The sequence below is a fragment of the Cognatundibacterium griseum genome, from assembly GCF_014284195.1.
Classification (GTDB): Bacteria; Pseudomonadota; Gammaproteobacteria; order Burkholderiales; family Burkholderiaceae_D; genus Undibacterium; species Undibacterium griseum.
Genome location: NZ_JACOGC010000005.1, coordinates 260379 through 274713, shown reverse-complemented (window position 1 = coordinate 274713; position 14335 = coordinate 260379). Strand labels below are relative to the sequence as shown.

Below are 14335 nucleotides of genomic sequence, written 5' to 3'. Positions count from 1 at the left end.
TTTCTGGTTACAGAACTTTTCCAGGATTCATGAGATTGTGCGGATCGAGTGCGGTTTTGATGGTTTGCATCAGATTCAGTTCGATCGTGGATTTGTAGCGTCGGATCTCTTCTTTCTTTAATGTTCCCAAACCGTGTTCCGCGGAAATTGAACCGTTAAACCGCTGAACCTGATCATGCACGATACGGTTAATTGGCTCCTGTTGTTTTAAAAAAATATCGCCGGTGTGTTTGGGCGCGGAGATGTTGTAATGCAGATTGCCATCCCCCATATGCCCAAAGCAGACAATGCGGCACCCGGGGAAGTGCCGGTGCAGCAGCGCATCGGTTTCTGCAATGAATGCCGGAATGGATGAGGCCGGGACGGCGATATCATGTTTGATATTTTTCCCTTCCGCAGCCTGGGCCATCGAAATATTTTCTCTGAGGCTCCACAAGGTTTGTGCCTGACGGCTTGATTCCGCAATGACGGCATCCTGCAGCTGATTTTGGGCGGACTCTTTTTCCAGCAGATCCAGCAATAATCCGGCCGCATGTTCCTGCGATTCATGACTGGCAATTTCAAGTAGTACGTAATATGGAGAAGTTTGCTGGAATGGATGACGCAGCTCTGGAAAATGTCTGAGCACCAATTGCAGGCAAAAGTCCGATATCAACTCAAAACCTGTTAAGGTCGGGCCCAGATGATTTTTGGCCGCATTTAATAAGCGCAAGGCTGCATCCGGTGTCGCAACGGCAGCCAAGGCCGTGCAGCTGGCCCGCGGCGCCGGGAATAATTTTAAAGTGGCGGCAGTGATGACTCCGAGTGTGCCCTCCGCACCGATATATAAATTTTTCAGATCATATCCGGTGTTGTCTTTGCGCAGCCCTTTGAGTCCATGCCAGATATCGCCGTTGGCAGTCACCACTTCCAGCCCCAGGCATAATTCTCTGGCATTTCCGTAACGCAGCACGGCGGTTCCGCCGGCATTGGTGGATAAATTCCCGCCTATTGTGCAGCTTCCTTCCGATGCCAGCGATAAAGGGTATAGTTTTCCTGCATCTGCAGCCGCCTGTTGCACTTGTGCGAGCAGGCAGCCTGCTTCCGCAGTGATCGTTTCATTGTCTATGTCCAGCTCGCGGATTGTCTGCATCCGTTTCAGGGACAGCACCACGGCGTTGCCCTGATGGTCGGGAATGCTGCCGTACACCAACCCGGTATTACCTCCCTGTGGTACGAGCGGAACCCTGAACTGCTGACATAGACGGACGATCTGTGCGACTTCTTCGGTAGAGCCCGGGCGGACTGCTGCCAGTGCTTTGCCTTTTATGCGTTGCCGCCATTCGGATTCGTAAGCTTGCAGAGAATCCGCATCGGTGACTACATGATCTGCTCCGGTGACTTGGCGACACAGATTTAAAAAATCAGTTTTCGACATGTTGTTTTTTACGTGCTTTTGCGGCCTGTTTAAGCGGACGCAGGTAGATCATGATCCATAAAAAATAGCTGAGTGATAAAGCGATTTCCAGCCATGCCAGTCTTGCCGATAAAGTCCCTGTATCGCTGTAGGCGCGTACGACACCCTCGGTGAAATACAGCCAGATCAGCATGGAGGTCCACTGCATGGTGTAATTGTTTTTGACCAGCACTCCGCGTAATGGAAACAGCAGTGGCAGAAATTTCAGCACAACCCAGGATCCGCCAGCGTGCAGCGGCGCGATCCACATTTCCCAGGAAATGCACAACAGGATCAGTGCGATCAGGCTGAAACAGGCGAGCAGATGAACCTGCTTTTGGCGTGAACTAATCATGATGCCCTGTTCAGCCTGATGGCGGTTTCTGCCAGACGTTTACCCAGAGCGATGGTCAGCCGGCGGCTTTCTTCCGATATGGCGTGTTTCCCATCCAGTCCTGACCAGTGCGTGGCGCCATACGGGCTTCCTCCGGACGAGGTGGTCATTAAATCGGCTTCGCCGTATGGAATACCCATCAGCAGCATACCGTGATGCATCAGCGGCAGCATCATGCTGAGCAGGGTGGACTCCTGTCCGCCATGCAGGCTGCCGGTGGAGGTGAAAACACAGGCCGGTTTGCCGGTCAGGACTCCGGATAGCCATTCACTGGCAGTACCATCCCAAAAATATTTCATGGCAGCAGCCATGTTGCCAAAACGGGTGGGCGAGCCGAGTGCCAGTCCTGCGCACTCGCGCAAGTCCGACAGTTCTGCATACGGGGCGCCGCTTTCCGGAATATCCGGGGCGGTGGCTTCGGATACCGGAGAGATTGCCGGGACAGTCCGCAAGCGGGCATCGCAGCCGGGGACACTCTCTATGCCTTGTGCAATCAGTTCAGCCATTTTTCTGGTTGCTCCATGCCGAGAGTAATATAAAACCAGAATATTGAGATTTGTTGTATTCATATTGCGATTATATGGGGCTTTATTGTCATGCAATCAGTAAAATAGCAGCCTTGTGTAAGGAATGAAGAATTTTATGCCAGGATTATCTTGGAAGCATTTACAGAATCTGTTTCAGTTTGCACGTCGCCGTTTGCGTGAGGGACGTTTGCCGCAGGTGGCTGGCAGTCTGACTTTTACGACCGTATTGGCACTGGTGCCTATTCTGACGGTTGCACTGGCGATTTTCACAGCTTTTCCCTTGTTTAATACATTCCGCGCCTCGCTGGAGGCGTATTTTGTACAGAATCTGATGCCGAAGGGAATTGCAAATACGATACTCGGTTATCTGACGCAGTTTGCAACCAAGGCCACCAGACTATCCGCAGTCGGCGGTATTGCATTAATGCTGACGGCGGTGACAACAATGGCGATGATTGATCGTTCATTCAATCAGATCTGGCAGGTCAAGCGCTCCCGTCCGCTGTTTCAGCGGATTCTGGTGTACTGGGCGATTGTGACGCTGGGGCCATTGCTGATCGGTGGCTCGATTTCGATTACTTCCTATCTGTTCACGGCGACCAGTGGCATGGTCGGCACAGTGCCATTTTTGGGCGGAATGGTTTTCACCCTGATCTCAATTTTGTTTACGACCGGCGCTTTTACACTGCTGTATATGTCGGTACCAAACCGCACAGTCAACTGGCGCGATGCCGCCTGGGGCGGCCTGTTTGCAGGATGTGCATTTGAGATTGCCAAGCGTGGATTTGCTATCTTCGTCACGCATTTTCCAACTTACACTATTGTGTATGGTGCTTTGGCAGCTATTCCGATATTTCTGGTGTGGATTTATTTATCGTGGCTCATTACGTTGATTGGCGCAGTGATTGCGGCGGCATTACCTGTCGTGAAGTATGAGCGTTGGTGGCATGTCCCTACACCGGGCAGCGCTTTTGAAGATGCCATGAATATCCTTCGTGTCCTGGTCAGGGCAAGAGCAAAAGAAAGCAATGCAATTGTTCAGGTATCGGAAATCCGGCTGGAGACCCGGTTTGGCCTGGACGAAATTGAAGGTTTGCTGGAAAGAATGCTGGAAATGGGGTGGGTGGCAAAAATCACTCCCGATCTGTCCCAGAGTCAATCTGCAGCATGGTGGCGGAGTGGCGGGGAGGGGAGCGAATTGTGGACCTTGGCGATTCATCCCGGTGTGCTCAAGCTGGCTGATGTGTATAAGGTATTCGTATTTGAACCGGTGCGGGGTAGTCAGTTGTCGGCGTTGGTAGAGGAAGTGATTGAGTCCAGCCTGCAAAAAAATCTGGAGCAATATTTTTTAAACATGAACAGCAGTGCATCCGCGCAATGATGAAATTCAGCCAGATCAGTGTCGATGAAATTGATGTTGCTTTGGAGCGTGTATGGCAGCATCAGCGTAGCCTGTCACCTGTTTTTCAAAGTCCGTATTATCATCCGGCTTACACCAGAATCATGGCTGTGGCACAGCCAGATGTCAGGGTTCTGGTGATCGAAGATCACAATCAGATTATTGGATTTTTCCCTTTCCAGCGTAAGAGTGCCTTTGTTGCCGGGCCGGTTGGCGGCAGTCTGACTGACTATCAGGGGCCGGTATGTTCGCCCGGAATGATGCTTTCTGTCGGAGAGATGTTACGTGCAGCGCAGGTTCATTATATGGGCTTTAATCACATGCCTGCGGAGCGCAGGGAGTTTGCTGCGTTTTCCTGGGAGCAGAGCCGTTCGCTGACATTGAATCTGGCGGGAGGGTTTGATGCATATATCCAGACGCTGACTCAATTGCGCGATGCTTCTTTATTCAAGAAAACAGAAACCAATCAGCGCAAGCTGGAAAAAAAGGCTGGGCCGTTGCGCTTTGTGATGGAGTCCCGCAGCCGTGATGACTTCCTGGCCTTATTGAAGGGAAAGTCAGCTCAGTTTATTAAAACAGTGGGGGCGCAACATGACATATTTGCCGTGCCATGGATACGCGACGCAGTGAATGATATTTTTGAGCAGACTACACCGGAATTTTCCGGCATGCTTTCAACCCTGCATGCAGGAGATCATCTGGTGGCGGCTCATTTTGGTATGCGCTCCGGCCAGGTGTTGCATTACTGGTTTCCATGGTATGACACGGATTATGCCGAGTTTTCGCCGGGCCTGATTCTACTTGCTGCTTGTGCCAGAGAGGCGCAGCAGCATGGCATTACCCTGATTGATCTGGGACGGGGAGAGCAGGCTTACAAACAGCGTTTCGCAACTGATTTTATTCCCCTTTGCGAGGGAGCCATCGCTGCTCCGCGCCTGATTCGCGATGTGCAGATGTGCTACCGTTCGCTGCGGCAGAATCTCAAACAGTCAGCTGCTGGAAAGTTGATCCGTCAATGGAAACAGCATTGATATTTTCAGAAATCAGTAGGCGTTTTTATCACCGAACAGAACCTTGACGGTGCGCCAGATAATGACGATATCAAACCAGATCGACCAGTTCTGGAGATAATACAGATCGTAATCGACCCTGGCCTGCATTTTTTCCAGCGTTTCCGTTTCTCCCCTGAGACCATTAACCTGGGCCCAGCCGGTAATCCCCGGTTTGATCTTGTGACGGAACATATAACCAGTCACGAGCTTCCGGTATAGCTCATTGTGTTCAATCGCGTGAGGACGCGGGCCTACCAGGCTCATATTACCTTGGAGTACGTTGAATAGCTGCGGCAATTCATCCAGCGAGGTTTTGCGGAGGAAGCTGCCGAATTTGGTGACCCGGGTATCCCCGACCTTTGCCTGAATCACCGGCACATCCGCCTGCGTCACTTTCATGCTGCGGAATTTATACACATTAATCGGTTTCCCGGCGACACCATAACGCTTTTGTCTGAACAGAACAGGGCCGGGCGAACTGAGTCGGACACCGATGGCAATGGCGAGCATGACTGGTGACAATAAAATTAGTCCAATCGTGGCACCGATCAGATCCAGCAAGCGTTTGGGCAGCGCCGCCAGCCCGATGAATGGAGTTTCGGAAGAGGCCAGGACAGGTTTCCCGGCAAGTTCCCTCAGCTGGATGCCGGGCATTCCAAAAATGGCAGACTCCGGAACAAAATAAGTGGTTGCCGTGCTGTCATATAACACTTCGATGACTTCCATGAGTTCTGCGGGTTCTTTATTGCTAAGACCGATAAAAACCACATCGACGTTGATTTTTCCGGTCGCCGGATCCACGATCCAGTCAACGGCCTCATTCAGATTGCCCAGCTTTTTTAAATGTGCGGGAGGGCGGGCATCGCTCCGGTTATCAAAAAAACCGATCACATCAATAGCGGCCAGCGGGGAGCTGCGTAACTCCTTGACCAGATCAGCACAGGCTGAATTAGCCCACACGATCACGGCCTTACGGCGGCGCGCCGGATTCGAGTAGTACAGGATCGCGGTAGTCCGGACCAGTATTGCTGTCAGCATCAGTGCGAAAGGTGTGATTGCCAGCCACAGCAACATCACCAGACGCGATAGTTGTTCTGCCGCTTTATCAACATAAGCGGTCAGTAAAACCACCATGAAAACGACAAACCAGCGCCAGGTCAGTTTGGGAAATATGGTCAGTGGCTTTTTGGTCTGCAGGGCATTCAGCAGGTGATGACTGGAAAACACAATCACGCTGGTGAGTGCTGCAATCAGCAGGCGTACGCCAAAAATCTCTGGTTCGACATGCTCGACATTAATAATGATGGCAAATAAGGTTATGCAGATGACTGATCCGAACAATATCCCTATCAATACAGAAAGCAGATGTGCCGGCTGGGATGATCGTTCCGGAGAATAAGAATTGAACATAAACTGAACTGGGTTTTATCAGGTTTTGTTTTTGAATATCAGATTTTTGATCTGGGCCAACTGCCATTGGTGTAAATGTTGTCTGAACTCCGGATTGTCATAGCGGGGAGCACCTTTCAGTGCAGCACCCAGATAACCCGCAATAATCAGCAGGCCGCCGATAACAAACGGTTTTTCCCGCATCCTGAAAATTCCGGAAGCGATTGCATAGAGAGGATGGTAACCCATAAACCAGATACCCCGTCCCCAGCGCAAGCGGCCGCGATACACATTTTTATCGGATGACCCCATCAGCCGGTGGTGCATCAGGATGGCATCAGGATGATAAAAACTCAGCGTGTTCCAGCCTTTCATCCGGGCGGTATGCACGTCGATGCCATCCCACAGCACTTCCTCCACGAAGCCACCGATTTGTTCAAATGCTTCCCGGCGGTAGAGTTTGAACTGTCCGGCGACATGTTCATCAATGATGATTTCCTCGATTTTTTTTCCGCCTTCTTCCCGGAATACTTTGCCTGAAACGGCGGCCAGTTTGCTGTCGTTTGCAAATTTTTCGAACATGATTTCCAGGTAGCGCGGACCAAAAGACATATCGCCATCGAGTTTGGCAATGTAGGCGTAGTCCTGGTTTACTATCTGGGTGATGCCGTATTTAAAGGCTGCAACGACCCCGCCGCCGACTTTCCGGAATCCGCGGTCTGGTCGCCGCACCAGGCGTATGAAGGGATATTTTTGGGCATATTCACGGACGATTTCAGGTGTCTCGTCTTTTGAGCCGTCATCCACGATGACCCATTCAACCGGCCTCACGGTCTGTCTGACCATGGAATCGAGCGTCAGGCGAATCAGCCCGGCTTCATCCCTGACGGGGGCAATGATGACTAGCGGAACCACGGTCTGTGGGTGACTGGACACGTCCTGCGAAGACGGTGGAGTGACAGGTATGGACGGCGTTGTGGTCATGGATGGGCTTTCAGTCATTGGCAGAATGTATTTCACTCTCAGGGCAGGCATGAACTTATGATGCTGGTTGTCGTCATGGTGTGTCTTAAAGCGCAGAGACAGTCATCATCAGACAGGACGATTGACTGTTTTCCTCATCGCGCCAAGCACGGCAGGTAGTAAATAACTTTTGTTCCCGTCGATGAAATACGTCTGGCAATGTTATATGAGCAAGAGTTAAGTTACAATTTGTTAATGGTTAATAATTGTTATGCGGCATTTATTTCTTCACACTCAAAAAAATGCCTGAGTATTATTCGTCCATTCAGGAGAAATATCCTGTTTCACCGGCATTGGCAAGATAGAATAATCCGATTGACTCTTTTTTTAGTGTGTAATGATCTTCCCTCTCATTGTTAAAATGAACTTATGCCTGGCAAGGCGAGTGCTGCTTGCCTGTCTGCTGTGTCTTGGCTGGAGTGCGCTCTTTGCGCAGGAAACGAATTCTGCTGCTCCGCTGAAGATGGAGGCTGAACTGCGCAGGTTACCGCCTGCATCCACGACCTCAACATCAGACACTATCCCGGATAAACCGGTTGATGCCGGGCTGAGTCAGTCAGCACAATTTCCAGATGTAATCGGTGAGGGGGATCAGTTGCTGATTACGGTATTCGGACAACCTGACATGAGTGCTGACGTGTTGGTGGGGGCAAGCGGCATCATTACGCTGCCGCTGGTCGGCGTGATTGAAGTCAAAGGTAAAACCGCCAGCGAAGTCGCCGCACAATTTGCTCGTAAGCTGGAACAGGGACAATATTTGCTGGACCCGAAAGTGTCGGTCAAAGTCGCCCAGCAAATCAGCCGCAGTTTTTCTGTCCTGGGGGAAGTGCTGCGCCCCGGAAGATATCCCTTGCAGGGCCCGGTATCCATGCTGGATGCGCTGAGTCTGGCGGGCGGAACCACGACCAGGGCAGATAAAAGTCTGCGCATCTTGCGCCGGACACCTTCTGCCGGCGCAACGGCAGCTCAGGAGGTGCTTTCCCTGAAGCTGGATCTGGAGGAAGGAAAGAATCAGGCCGCATTGATGCAGTCAGTTTTGCCGAATGATGTGCTGATTATTGGACAGCAGAAGAATTTTTATGTGTACGGTGAAGTCCGGCGACCAGGTATGTATCCGGTTGAAAACGACCTGAACATCATGCGCGTTCTGGCGATTGGCGGTGGCGTGACTGATAGGGGATCAACGTCGCGCATGCTGATTTACCGGAAATCGGATGGCGGCAATATACAGGCAGTTCCTGCCAATCTGACCGATCCGGTATTGCCCGGTGATGTGGTGTTTGTTAACGAAAGAATTTTTTAACACAGCCGATGCGATCTTCTTCTCACGAACTTATTCTTTCTTTCACCCAGATTGGCGCCATGCTGCGCGCCAGACGGCACCTGATTGTTGTGATTGTCGTTATCGCTGTGTTACTGGCTGGTATTTCCAGTTTTTTGCTGCCAAAAACGTATGTGGCAGTTGCGGATATTTATATTGATTACCGCATGAATGATCCGATCAGCGGCAAACAGTTTCACCCTTTGCAGGATGAGAGCTATCTGCAGACGCAATTCGACGTGATTAAAAGTGTGCAGGTCGCTGAGCGTGTGATTGCCGATCTGCATTTACAGAATGTTCCCGCGAACAAAAAATTAATTGCGCAATATGGACCTGAGAGCGCGATGCGCATTATCGCAGAATCGATTACCCGTAATATTGAGGTGGCGCCACACAAAAACAGCCGCGTGATTGAAATTCAGTATGCTGCATCCACACCTGAACATGCGAAAGATGTGGTGAATTCGGTAGTCAAGGCCTATATCAATTTATCGCTGGAAATGATGAATGCCCCGGCACGCGCGCGTAAAGAGCAGTACAACTTTCAACTCGAATCGCTGAGCCGGCAGGTGGATGAGATCCAGAAAAAACTCACGGCCTATCAGGAGCAGTATCAGATTGTGGATGTGGATGAACGGGTCGATGTGGAGTCCCGCCAGATGAGCGCGCTCAGCGCCCGTATTCTGGATGTCCAGCTTCAGAAAGTGGAAGCGCAGGCAAAGCGACAGTCACTGGAAAAACTGCTGAAACAGGGAAATCTGAATTCCGATATACCTGAAATTGCAGGCATCGGTCACATATCCGGCGTCAAATCCGCATTGATCGCACTCGATGCGCAACTGGCAAATGCGAAGGCGACACTTGGTGTTCGTCATCCCAAATACATCGCCATCCAGAATGAACGGCAGGCTTTAAACGATAAGCTGCAGCGGGAGGCGGCGACGGCCATGGATTCTTTAATGGCAGTTGAAGGGCGGTTGGCACAGCAACAAAAGGTCATGGAAGATGAGTTGGCGAGTTTTCAGAAAAAGACATTCGAAAATAAAAAACATCGTGATGTGATCAGTTCGTATCAGCGCCAATTGGACAGTGTGCAAAAAGTGTATAACGCAGCGATACAGAAGTTTGATGAGTTGCTGATGACCAGCAATGTTGCGATTTCTGACGCGACAGTCATGCAATGGGCCGATTTGCCCAAGAAACATGCCAAGCCGATTCTTAGGAATAATCTGATTTTTGGCATGATTGCAGGGCTGTTGTTTGCATTGAGTTCAGCTTTTTTACTGGAACTCTCGCAAAGGCGGGTACGTTGTCTTGAAGATCTGGAAAAGGAATTCAGTGTGCCGGTGATGGCGCATATCGGTTTTAGTGAAAGCATGTGGGAAGTGAAATCTGGTGGCCGGAAAACGGAAGGGACATCTCATGTCTGAATGGAAAAATCCGGAACATGCATCCGTCAGAGTTGGTCGTCTCGGTGAATTATTTTTGCAAAAAGGCTTGCTGACAGTCCAGCAAATTGAGCAGATTGCGCAGGAGCAGAAACTCAAAAAACTGCGCTTTGGCGATGCTGCATTGAGTCTGGGATTGCTCAGTCAGGCAGAAATTGATTCTGCGCTGGGAGAACAGTTCGGTTACAGCAGCAAAGAATTGCTGAATGGCGTCGCTGATCCGGGACTGCGCTTTTTGCATGCGCCGTTTTCAAAAGAGGCAGAAGAAATTCGTCGTTTACGCAGTGAGTTGTTATTGCGCTTCAGTACGCAGGACAAGATCAGTATTGCGCTGATCAGCCCGGGTTCTGATGAAGGCAAAAGCTATATGGCGATCAGTCTGGCAATTGCTTTATCTCAGGTTGGGCGGAAGACGTTATTGATTGATGCCGACTTGCGCACTGGCAATCTGCATGATTATCTGGCACTTGGTACCCAGGATGGGCTTTCGTCGGTACTGGCAGGTCGTATTCCGTATCAGCAGGCGTTGATTCCTCTGATGCCTGATCTGCATATATTGCCGTCGGGGCCGCGTCCTCCTAATCCGCTGGAAATTTTACGTGTTCCGAGAATGAGCCAGCTTTTAGAGTCCTGTGCAGGTCAGTTTGATACATTTGTTGTTGATACTTATGCTGCGACGCGGGCTTCAGATGCCCAGCTGGTAGCACACCAGCTGGGTTATGCGCTGCTGGTGGCGAAGCAGGATGTGACGCTGATTAACGATATCCGCCACACACAAAATACGATGCAGGCAGCAGGGGTCGAGATTATCGGAACGATCTTCAATGAGTCGTCTGCTGCCAGCCATTCAAAGGGATGGCGCAATCGCCTGACATCATTGCCAGGATTGTCTTTTCTGAAGACTTATCTGGGACAGAACTGATTCTATGGTCCGGATCAGTATCTGTATTTGCACATTCCGGCGTCCCGAACTTTTACGCCGCCTTCTGCAGGCTGTTTTTTCGCAGGAGGGTTTTGCCGATGTATTGGAGGTCGTCGTCGTTGATAATGATCCGGCGCAGTCCGCCGCACAGGTGCTGACTGAGTTCGGGCATCAATATGGCAGCAGGCTGATTGCATTGGCACTGCAGACGCCGAATATTTCTCTGGCCAGAAATGCGGCTATTCACGCCGCGAGTGCTGATTGGATCAGCATGGTCGATGATGATGAGTGTCCTGGGCGTGACTGGTTACTGAATCTGTTTTCAGCGCAGCAAAAATATCAGGCAGATGTTGTGTTTGCGCCGGTTGTGCCTGAGTATCAGAATGGTGTTCCCGGCTGGATACGTCGTGGTGCTTATTTTGACCGGCGACGATTACTGACCGGTACCCAGATTCGTCATCAGGATGCGCGCAGCGGCAATGTGCTGGTCCGGAAACAGACTTTAAGCGCCATTTACGCCGGCTCACCGGATGCCGGACCGTTTGATCCTGCCTATGGCCAGACCGGCGGTGAGGATTCCATGCTGTTCAGACAGCTGGATCTCGCGGGAGCGCGCATGATCTGGTGTGATGAGGCACCCGTCTCCGAAATCGTGCCTGCCGAACGTGCCACGGCAACCTGGTTGCTCAACAGGTCGTTCCGTACCGGGCAGCTGTATATGCGAACCGAACTGGCATGCACCCCTCTAAAGCAACGTCGCAAGCGGGCAGTGTTTCTCTCAATAAAAGCCATTGTGCAGGCCGTAGCGGCGTTGTTATTCAGTGTACTGCTGATGTTGTTTGCTCCGCTGAAAGCCTTTTCATGGCTGCGGACATGCGTCTCCCAGTTGGGAAAATTAAATCATTTTCGTGGCCGGCTGTTTGCTGCCTATGGTGACAAATAATGCGGTATTTTTTGAGTGGCGGGTATGAATAATTCTTCACGCCTGCAGGCTTTGGATGGCTTGCGGGCGGTTTCTATTTTATTGGTGCTGATCTCGCATGCCTGGCTTGGTCATATTGTCCCTGGTGGGCTCGGGGTGACAATTTTCTTTTTCATCAGCGGTTTTATTATCACACGCCTCATGATTCGGGAGTGGGATAAGAACGGCGTGATGAATATTAAAAAATTCTATCTGCGGCGATTTTTCCGGCTGCTGCCAGCGCTCCTGGTTTTTGTAGCGATCGCTTTACTGGTAATGTATGCAGCACATGTGGAATGGCGCTGGGTGGAGCTGTTTGCCGTGTTTTTTTACTTCGCAAATTATTTTGATATTTTTGTGGGCTTCAGCGGTACTGCACTTCCTTCTCCTTTGGGAATTACCTGGTCGCTGGCTGTCGAAGAGCATTTTTACATGGTGTTCCCGTTTGCGTTTGCGTTGCTGATCGCTTCGCCGAAAAGGTTTTTGCAAATGATCACCGCACTCATCGTGTTGATCCTGTTGTGGCGCTTATATCTTGTGTATGGTGTGGGACAGGAGTATCTGGCGAGGTTCCGGATTTATAAAGCGACTGATACGCGTGCCGATTCGATTTTGTATGGTTCCTGTCTTGCTTTGCTGCTGGCACGCTATCCCGGGGCGCACTCGGTTTTAAACAGCCGATGGCTCGCGGCGGGTGGTTCGGTGCTGCTGCTGGCGACATTGTTATACCGCGGCGAGGATTTTCGTGAATCCTGGCGTTATTCCCTGCAAGGCATCGCCTTGCTGATGATGTTTTCAACGCTGGTGCTGCAGCAAGGGCTGGCTGCGCGTATTTTGGGTTCGCGCCCGATGGCGTATATCGGGCGGGTCAGCTATTCCCTGTATCTGTATCACTGGCTGGTGCTGGGGATGATCACGTTCTGGTTGCCAGACTGGTCATTGCCGTCGCGGATGGCGCTCCTGCTGATCGCGTCATTTGTACTTTCTGATCTGTCTTATCGTTTGATCGAGCAGCCCTTCCAGCGGCTTGGTTACCCTTACGCCCACTAAGCCGGTTTGCCTATCTTGCGTTGATGGTTTGCGTAGCTTCCCGGTCAACCTGATTCAGGCGGCGTGTTGCCGATGTGACCGAGGTCAGCGCGCAGATGAACAAGACGTTTTGAAATCCGAAACCGCGGAACAGGCTGCTCTCAGTGAAGTTTGTTACTACAACGACCAGCAGCATGGCGCTCCAGAAAGCGGCTTGTACCCGGTCGTCACGGGCCAGTAAGGTCAGTGATCGTGCTTGCATCAGTAAAGTCAGGATTGTCAAAGTCAGCCCGATCGCTCCCTGTTCATTCAGGATATCAAGATAGCCATTATGGGCTTGCAGCGGAATCCAGTGCAGAGCATCAATGATGAATTGCGAAAGGCTGTCCGGTCCCAGCCAGAACGAGCCGTAACCCAGTCCAATCAGCAGATGGCGGTGAATTTCAACCCAGATCAGCTCCCAGATATCGGTCCGGCCAGTCAGGTCGGTGCCTTTTCCAAAAATACCTGCAATCGGTGCAGTCACCTCCGGCCAGGTGGGGAGGCGGGATTCCTGCATGTAGAACACATAGACTGCCAGCAGCACCAGGCAGAACACTCCAAGGAAGATGCGCGTCAGCGGATAAATCGATGCGAGATGATGTTTGCGCAAGGTGTGAAAAATACCACTGGTGACAATGGTGATGATCATGCTGGTAGAGCTTTTGCTCATGACCAGCATAAAGAAACAGAACAGCAGCGAAAGCATCAGAATTTTCACATCCACTTTTTCCATGCAGGACCGTACCTGCCACAGCAGGATGGACATGGCGGCCACCTGACCCAGTTCATTCTTCTGGGAAAGCGCCCCGCGCCATGCCCGGCCAAGTTCATAGTCAATACCGGTTGATGGCGAAACAATGACGATCAGGAGCGATAGACCGAGTATGCACATCAGTGTGTACAGCATGGTTTTTGCCAGCAAGTGCAGTGCATTCGGAGCCAATTGGATAGCCAGACCCAGCATGACGAGTCCGTATAGCTGAATCGCTCTCTTGAAAGTGACCAGCGGCAGTGGTGACCACAGGCTTGATAAGGCGCACCACAACAGCACCATCACCAAAAAAGGATTGATGACGCGCAGATCTTTTAACACTGTTGGCAGATGGCGGTATAGCAAGACTGCCGAAACTGCGAACAGGCTGCCCCATTCCAGTTTGGTGGTCATCGAACCTTCCATGGTCAGGGCAGATGAGCCGGTGTAGTCCCATGACAGGCCATAAGGCAGCAGCGAAAAAACGACAAACAGCACCACCATGAGCCTGATGATGTGGATCTCATATACAGCGAGCTGGTCTGACGGGAGTGGCCGGGGATTCTTCATCAGCGGATGCGTTTCTTATTTGTTTGTGCGATATTCTAATGGCTTGCTTAGCTGTGGCGATTTAATTCATGA

At 51.1% G+C, this 14335-nt stretch carries 13 protein-coding genes; 7 read left to right on the top strand and 6 right to left on the bottom strand.

Going from position 1 to position 14335, the window contains the following annotated elements; genetic code table 11:
• Window positions 1–7: 7 nt before the first annotated feature.
• The 3 genes from H8K27_RS13580 to wrbA are packed head-to-tail and all read right to left on the bottom strand — an operon-like array spanning window position 8 to window position 2398.
• On the bottom strand, window positions 8–1417 hold the full coding sequence (locus tag H8K27_RS13580) for an FAD-binding oxidoreductase (protein WP_186863710.1): 1410 nt from the start codon (window positions 1415–1417) through the stop codon (window positions 8–10).
• Window positions 1404–1790 (bottom strand): DUF2069 domain-containing protein, encoded by a 387-nt coding sequence (locus tag H8K27_RS13575; RefSeq protein ID WP_186863709.1) that lies wholly within the window; start codon window positions 1788–1790, stop codon window positions 1404–1406. Before H8K27_RS13575 ends, H8K27_RS13580 begins: the two co-directional genes overlap by 14 nt.
• Complete coding sequence (gene wrbA, locus H8K27_RS13570; RefSeq protein WP_186863708.1) at window positions 1787–2398, bottom strand: NAD(P)H:quinone oxidoreductase; 612 nt, start codon at window positions 2396–2398, stop codon at window positions 1787–1789. The genes H8K27_RS13575 and wrbA overlap by 4 nt, the downstream gene beginning before the upstream one ends.
• Window positions 2399–2471: 73 nt before the next feature.
• Here wrbA and H8K27_RS13565 point away from each other — a divergent pair, with 73 nt between their 5' ends.
• Both H8K27_RS13565 and H8K27_RS13560 read left to right on the top strand, forming a co-directional pair.
• Window positions 2472–3737, top strand: coding sequence for a YihY family inner membrane protein (locus H8K27_RS13565; RefSeq protein WP_230419303.1), 1266 nt, complete (start codon window positions 2472–2474; stop codon window positions 3735–3737).
• Window positions 3734–4786, top strand: a complete 1053-nt coding sequence (locus tag H8K27_RS13560) for a GNAT family N-acetyltransferase (RefSeq protein WP_186863706.1) — start codon at window positions 3734–3736, stop codon at window positions 4784–4786. Before H8K27_RS13565 ends, H8K27_RS13560 begins: the two co-directional genes overlap by 4 nt.
• A gap of 12 nt (window positions 4787–4798) precedes the next feature.
• On the opposite strand, the gene H8K27_RS13555 is transcribed toward H8K27_RS13560, so the two are convergent.
• A complete protein-coding gene (locus H8K27_RS13555; protein WP_186863705.1) occupies window positions 4799–6217 on the bottom strand; it encodes an undecaprenyl-phosphate glucose phosphotransferase in 1419 nt (472 codons plus the stop codon).
• 18 nt (window positions 6218–6235) lie between these two features.
• Window positions 6236–7180, bottom strand: a complete 945-nt coding sequence (locus tag H8K27_RS13550) for a glycosyltransferase family 2 protein (protein ID WP_186863704.1) — start codon at window positions 7178–7180, stop codon at window positions 6236–6238.
• Between the two features lie 400 nt (window positions 7181–7580).
• Between H8K27_RS13550 and H8K27_RS13545 the strand changes: the two genes are divergently transcribed.
• The 5 genes from H8K27_RS13545 to H8K27_RS13525 are packed head-to-tail and all read left to right on the top strand — an operon-like array spanning window position 7581 to window position 12921.
• Window positions 7581–8522, top strand: coding sequence for a polysaccharide biosynthesis/export family protein (locus H8K27_RS13545; RefSeq protein WP_186863703.1), 942 nt, complete (start codon window positions 7581–7583; stop codon window positions 8520–8522).
• Between the two features lie 8 nt (window positions 8523–8530).
• Entirely contained in the window at window positions 8531–9970 is a 1440-nt protein-coding gene (locus H8K27_RS13540) for a Wzz/FepE/Etk N-terminal domain-containing protein (RefSeq protein WP_186863702.1), read from the top strand.
• Window positions 9963–10910 carry a CpsD/CapB family tyrosine-protein kinase gene (locus H8K27_RS13535; RefSeq protein WP_186863701.1) on the top strand — a complete coding sequence of 316 codons (948 nt, stop codon included), beginning with the start codon at window positions 9963–9965 and terminating at the stop codon, window positions 10908–10910. Before H8K27_RS13540 ends, H8K27_RS13535 begins: the two co-directional genes overlap by 8 nt.
• Before the next feature lie 4 nt (window positions 10911–10914).
• Window positions 10915–11853: a glycosyltransferase family 2 protein gene (locus H8K27_RS13530; RefSeq protein WP_186863700.1), complete on the top strand. Its 939-nt coding sequence runs from the start codon at window positions 10915–10917 to the stop codon at window positions 11851–11853.
• A 24-nt stretch (window positions 11854–11877) separates the two neighbouring features.
• Window positions 11878–12921 carry an acyltransferase family protein gene (locus H8K27_RS13525; protein WP_186863699.1) on the top strand — a complete coding sequence of 348 codons (1044 nt, stop codon included), beginning with the start codon at window positions 11878–11880 and terminating at the stop codon, window positions 12919–12921.
• A 10-nt stretch (window positions 12922–12931) separates the two neighbouring features.
• On the opposite strand, the gene H8K27_RS13520 is transcribed toward H8K27_RS13525, so the two are convergent.
• Window positions 12932–14263 carry an O-antigen ligase family protein gene (locus tag H8K27_RS13520; protein WP_186863698.1) on the bottom strand — a complete coding sequence of 444 codons (1332 nt, stop codon included), beginning with the start codon at window positions 14261–14263 and terminating at the stop codon, window positions 12932–12934.
• Window positions 14264–14335: the final 72 nt, after the last annotated feature.

What these genes read in the sequence shown, in the direction of transcription:
- H8K27_RS13580 (WP_186863710.1), bottom strand. Translation starts at nt 1,417, where the DNA reads ATGTCGAAAACTGATTTTTTAAATCTGTGTCGCCAAGTCACCGGAGCA.
- H8K27_RS13525 (WP_186863699.1), top strand. Translation starts at nt 11,878, where the DNA reads ATGAATAATTCTTCACGCCTGCAGGCTTTGGATGGCTTGCGGGCGGTT.
- H8K27_RS13575 (WP_186863709.1), bottom strand. Translation starts at nt 1,790, where the DNA reads ATGATTAGTTCACGCCAAAAGCAGGTTCATCTGCTCGCCTGTTTCAGC.
- H8K27_RS13560 (WP_186863706.1), top strand. Translation starts at nt 3,734, where the DNA reads ATGATGAAATTCAGCCAGATCAGTGTCGATGAAATTGATGTTGCTTTG.
- wrbA (WP_186863708.1), bottom strand. Translation starts at nt 2,398, where the DNA reads ATGAATACAACAAATCTCAATATTCTGGTTTTATATTACTCTCGGCAT.
- H8K27_RS13520 (WP_186863698.1), bottom strand. Translation starts at nt 14,263, where the DNA reads ATGAAGAATCCCCGGCCACTCCCGTCAGACCAGCTCGCTGTATATGAG.
- H8K27_RS13530 (WP_186863700.1), top strand. Translation starts at nt 10,915, where the DNA reads ATGGTCCGGATCAGTATCTGTATTTGCACATTCCGGCGTCCCGAACTT.
- H8K27_RS13555 (WP_186863705.1), bottom strand. Translation starts at nt 6,217, where the DNA reads ATGTTCAATTCTTATTCTCCGGAACGATCATCCCAGCCGGCACATCTG.
- H8K27_RS13545 (WP_186863703.1), top strand. Translation starts at nt 7,581, where the DNA reads ATGAACTTATGCCTGGCAAGGCGAGTGCTGCTTGCCTGTCTGCTGTGT.
- H8K27_RS13535 (WP_186863701.1), top strand. Translation starts at nt 9,963, where the DNA reads ATGTCTGAATGGAAAAATCCGGAACATGCATCCGTCAGAGTTGGTCGT.
- H8K27_RS13540 (WP_186863702.1), top strand. Translation starts at nt 8,531, where the DNA reads ATGCGATCTTCTTCTCACGAACTTATTCTTTCTTTCACCCAGATTGGC.
- H8K27_RS13565 (WP_230419303.1), top strand. Translation starts at nt 2,472, where the DNA reads ATGCCAGGATTATCTTGGAAGCATTTACAGAATCTGTTTCAGTTTGCA.
- H8K27_RS13550 (WP_186863704.1), bottom strand. Translation starts at nt 7,180, where the DNA reads ATGACCACAACGCCGTCCATACCTGTCACTCCACCGTCTTCGCAGGAC.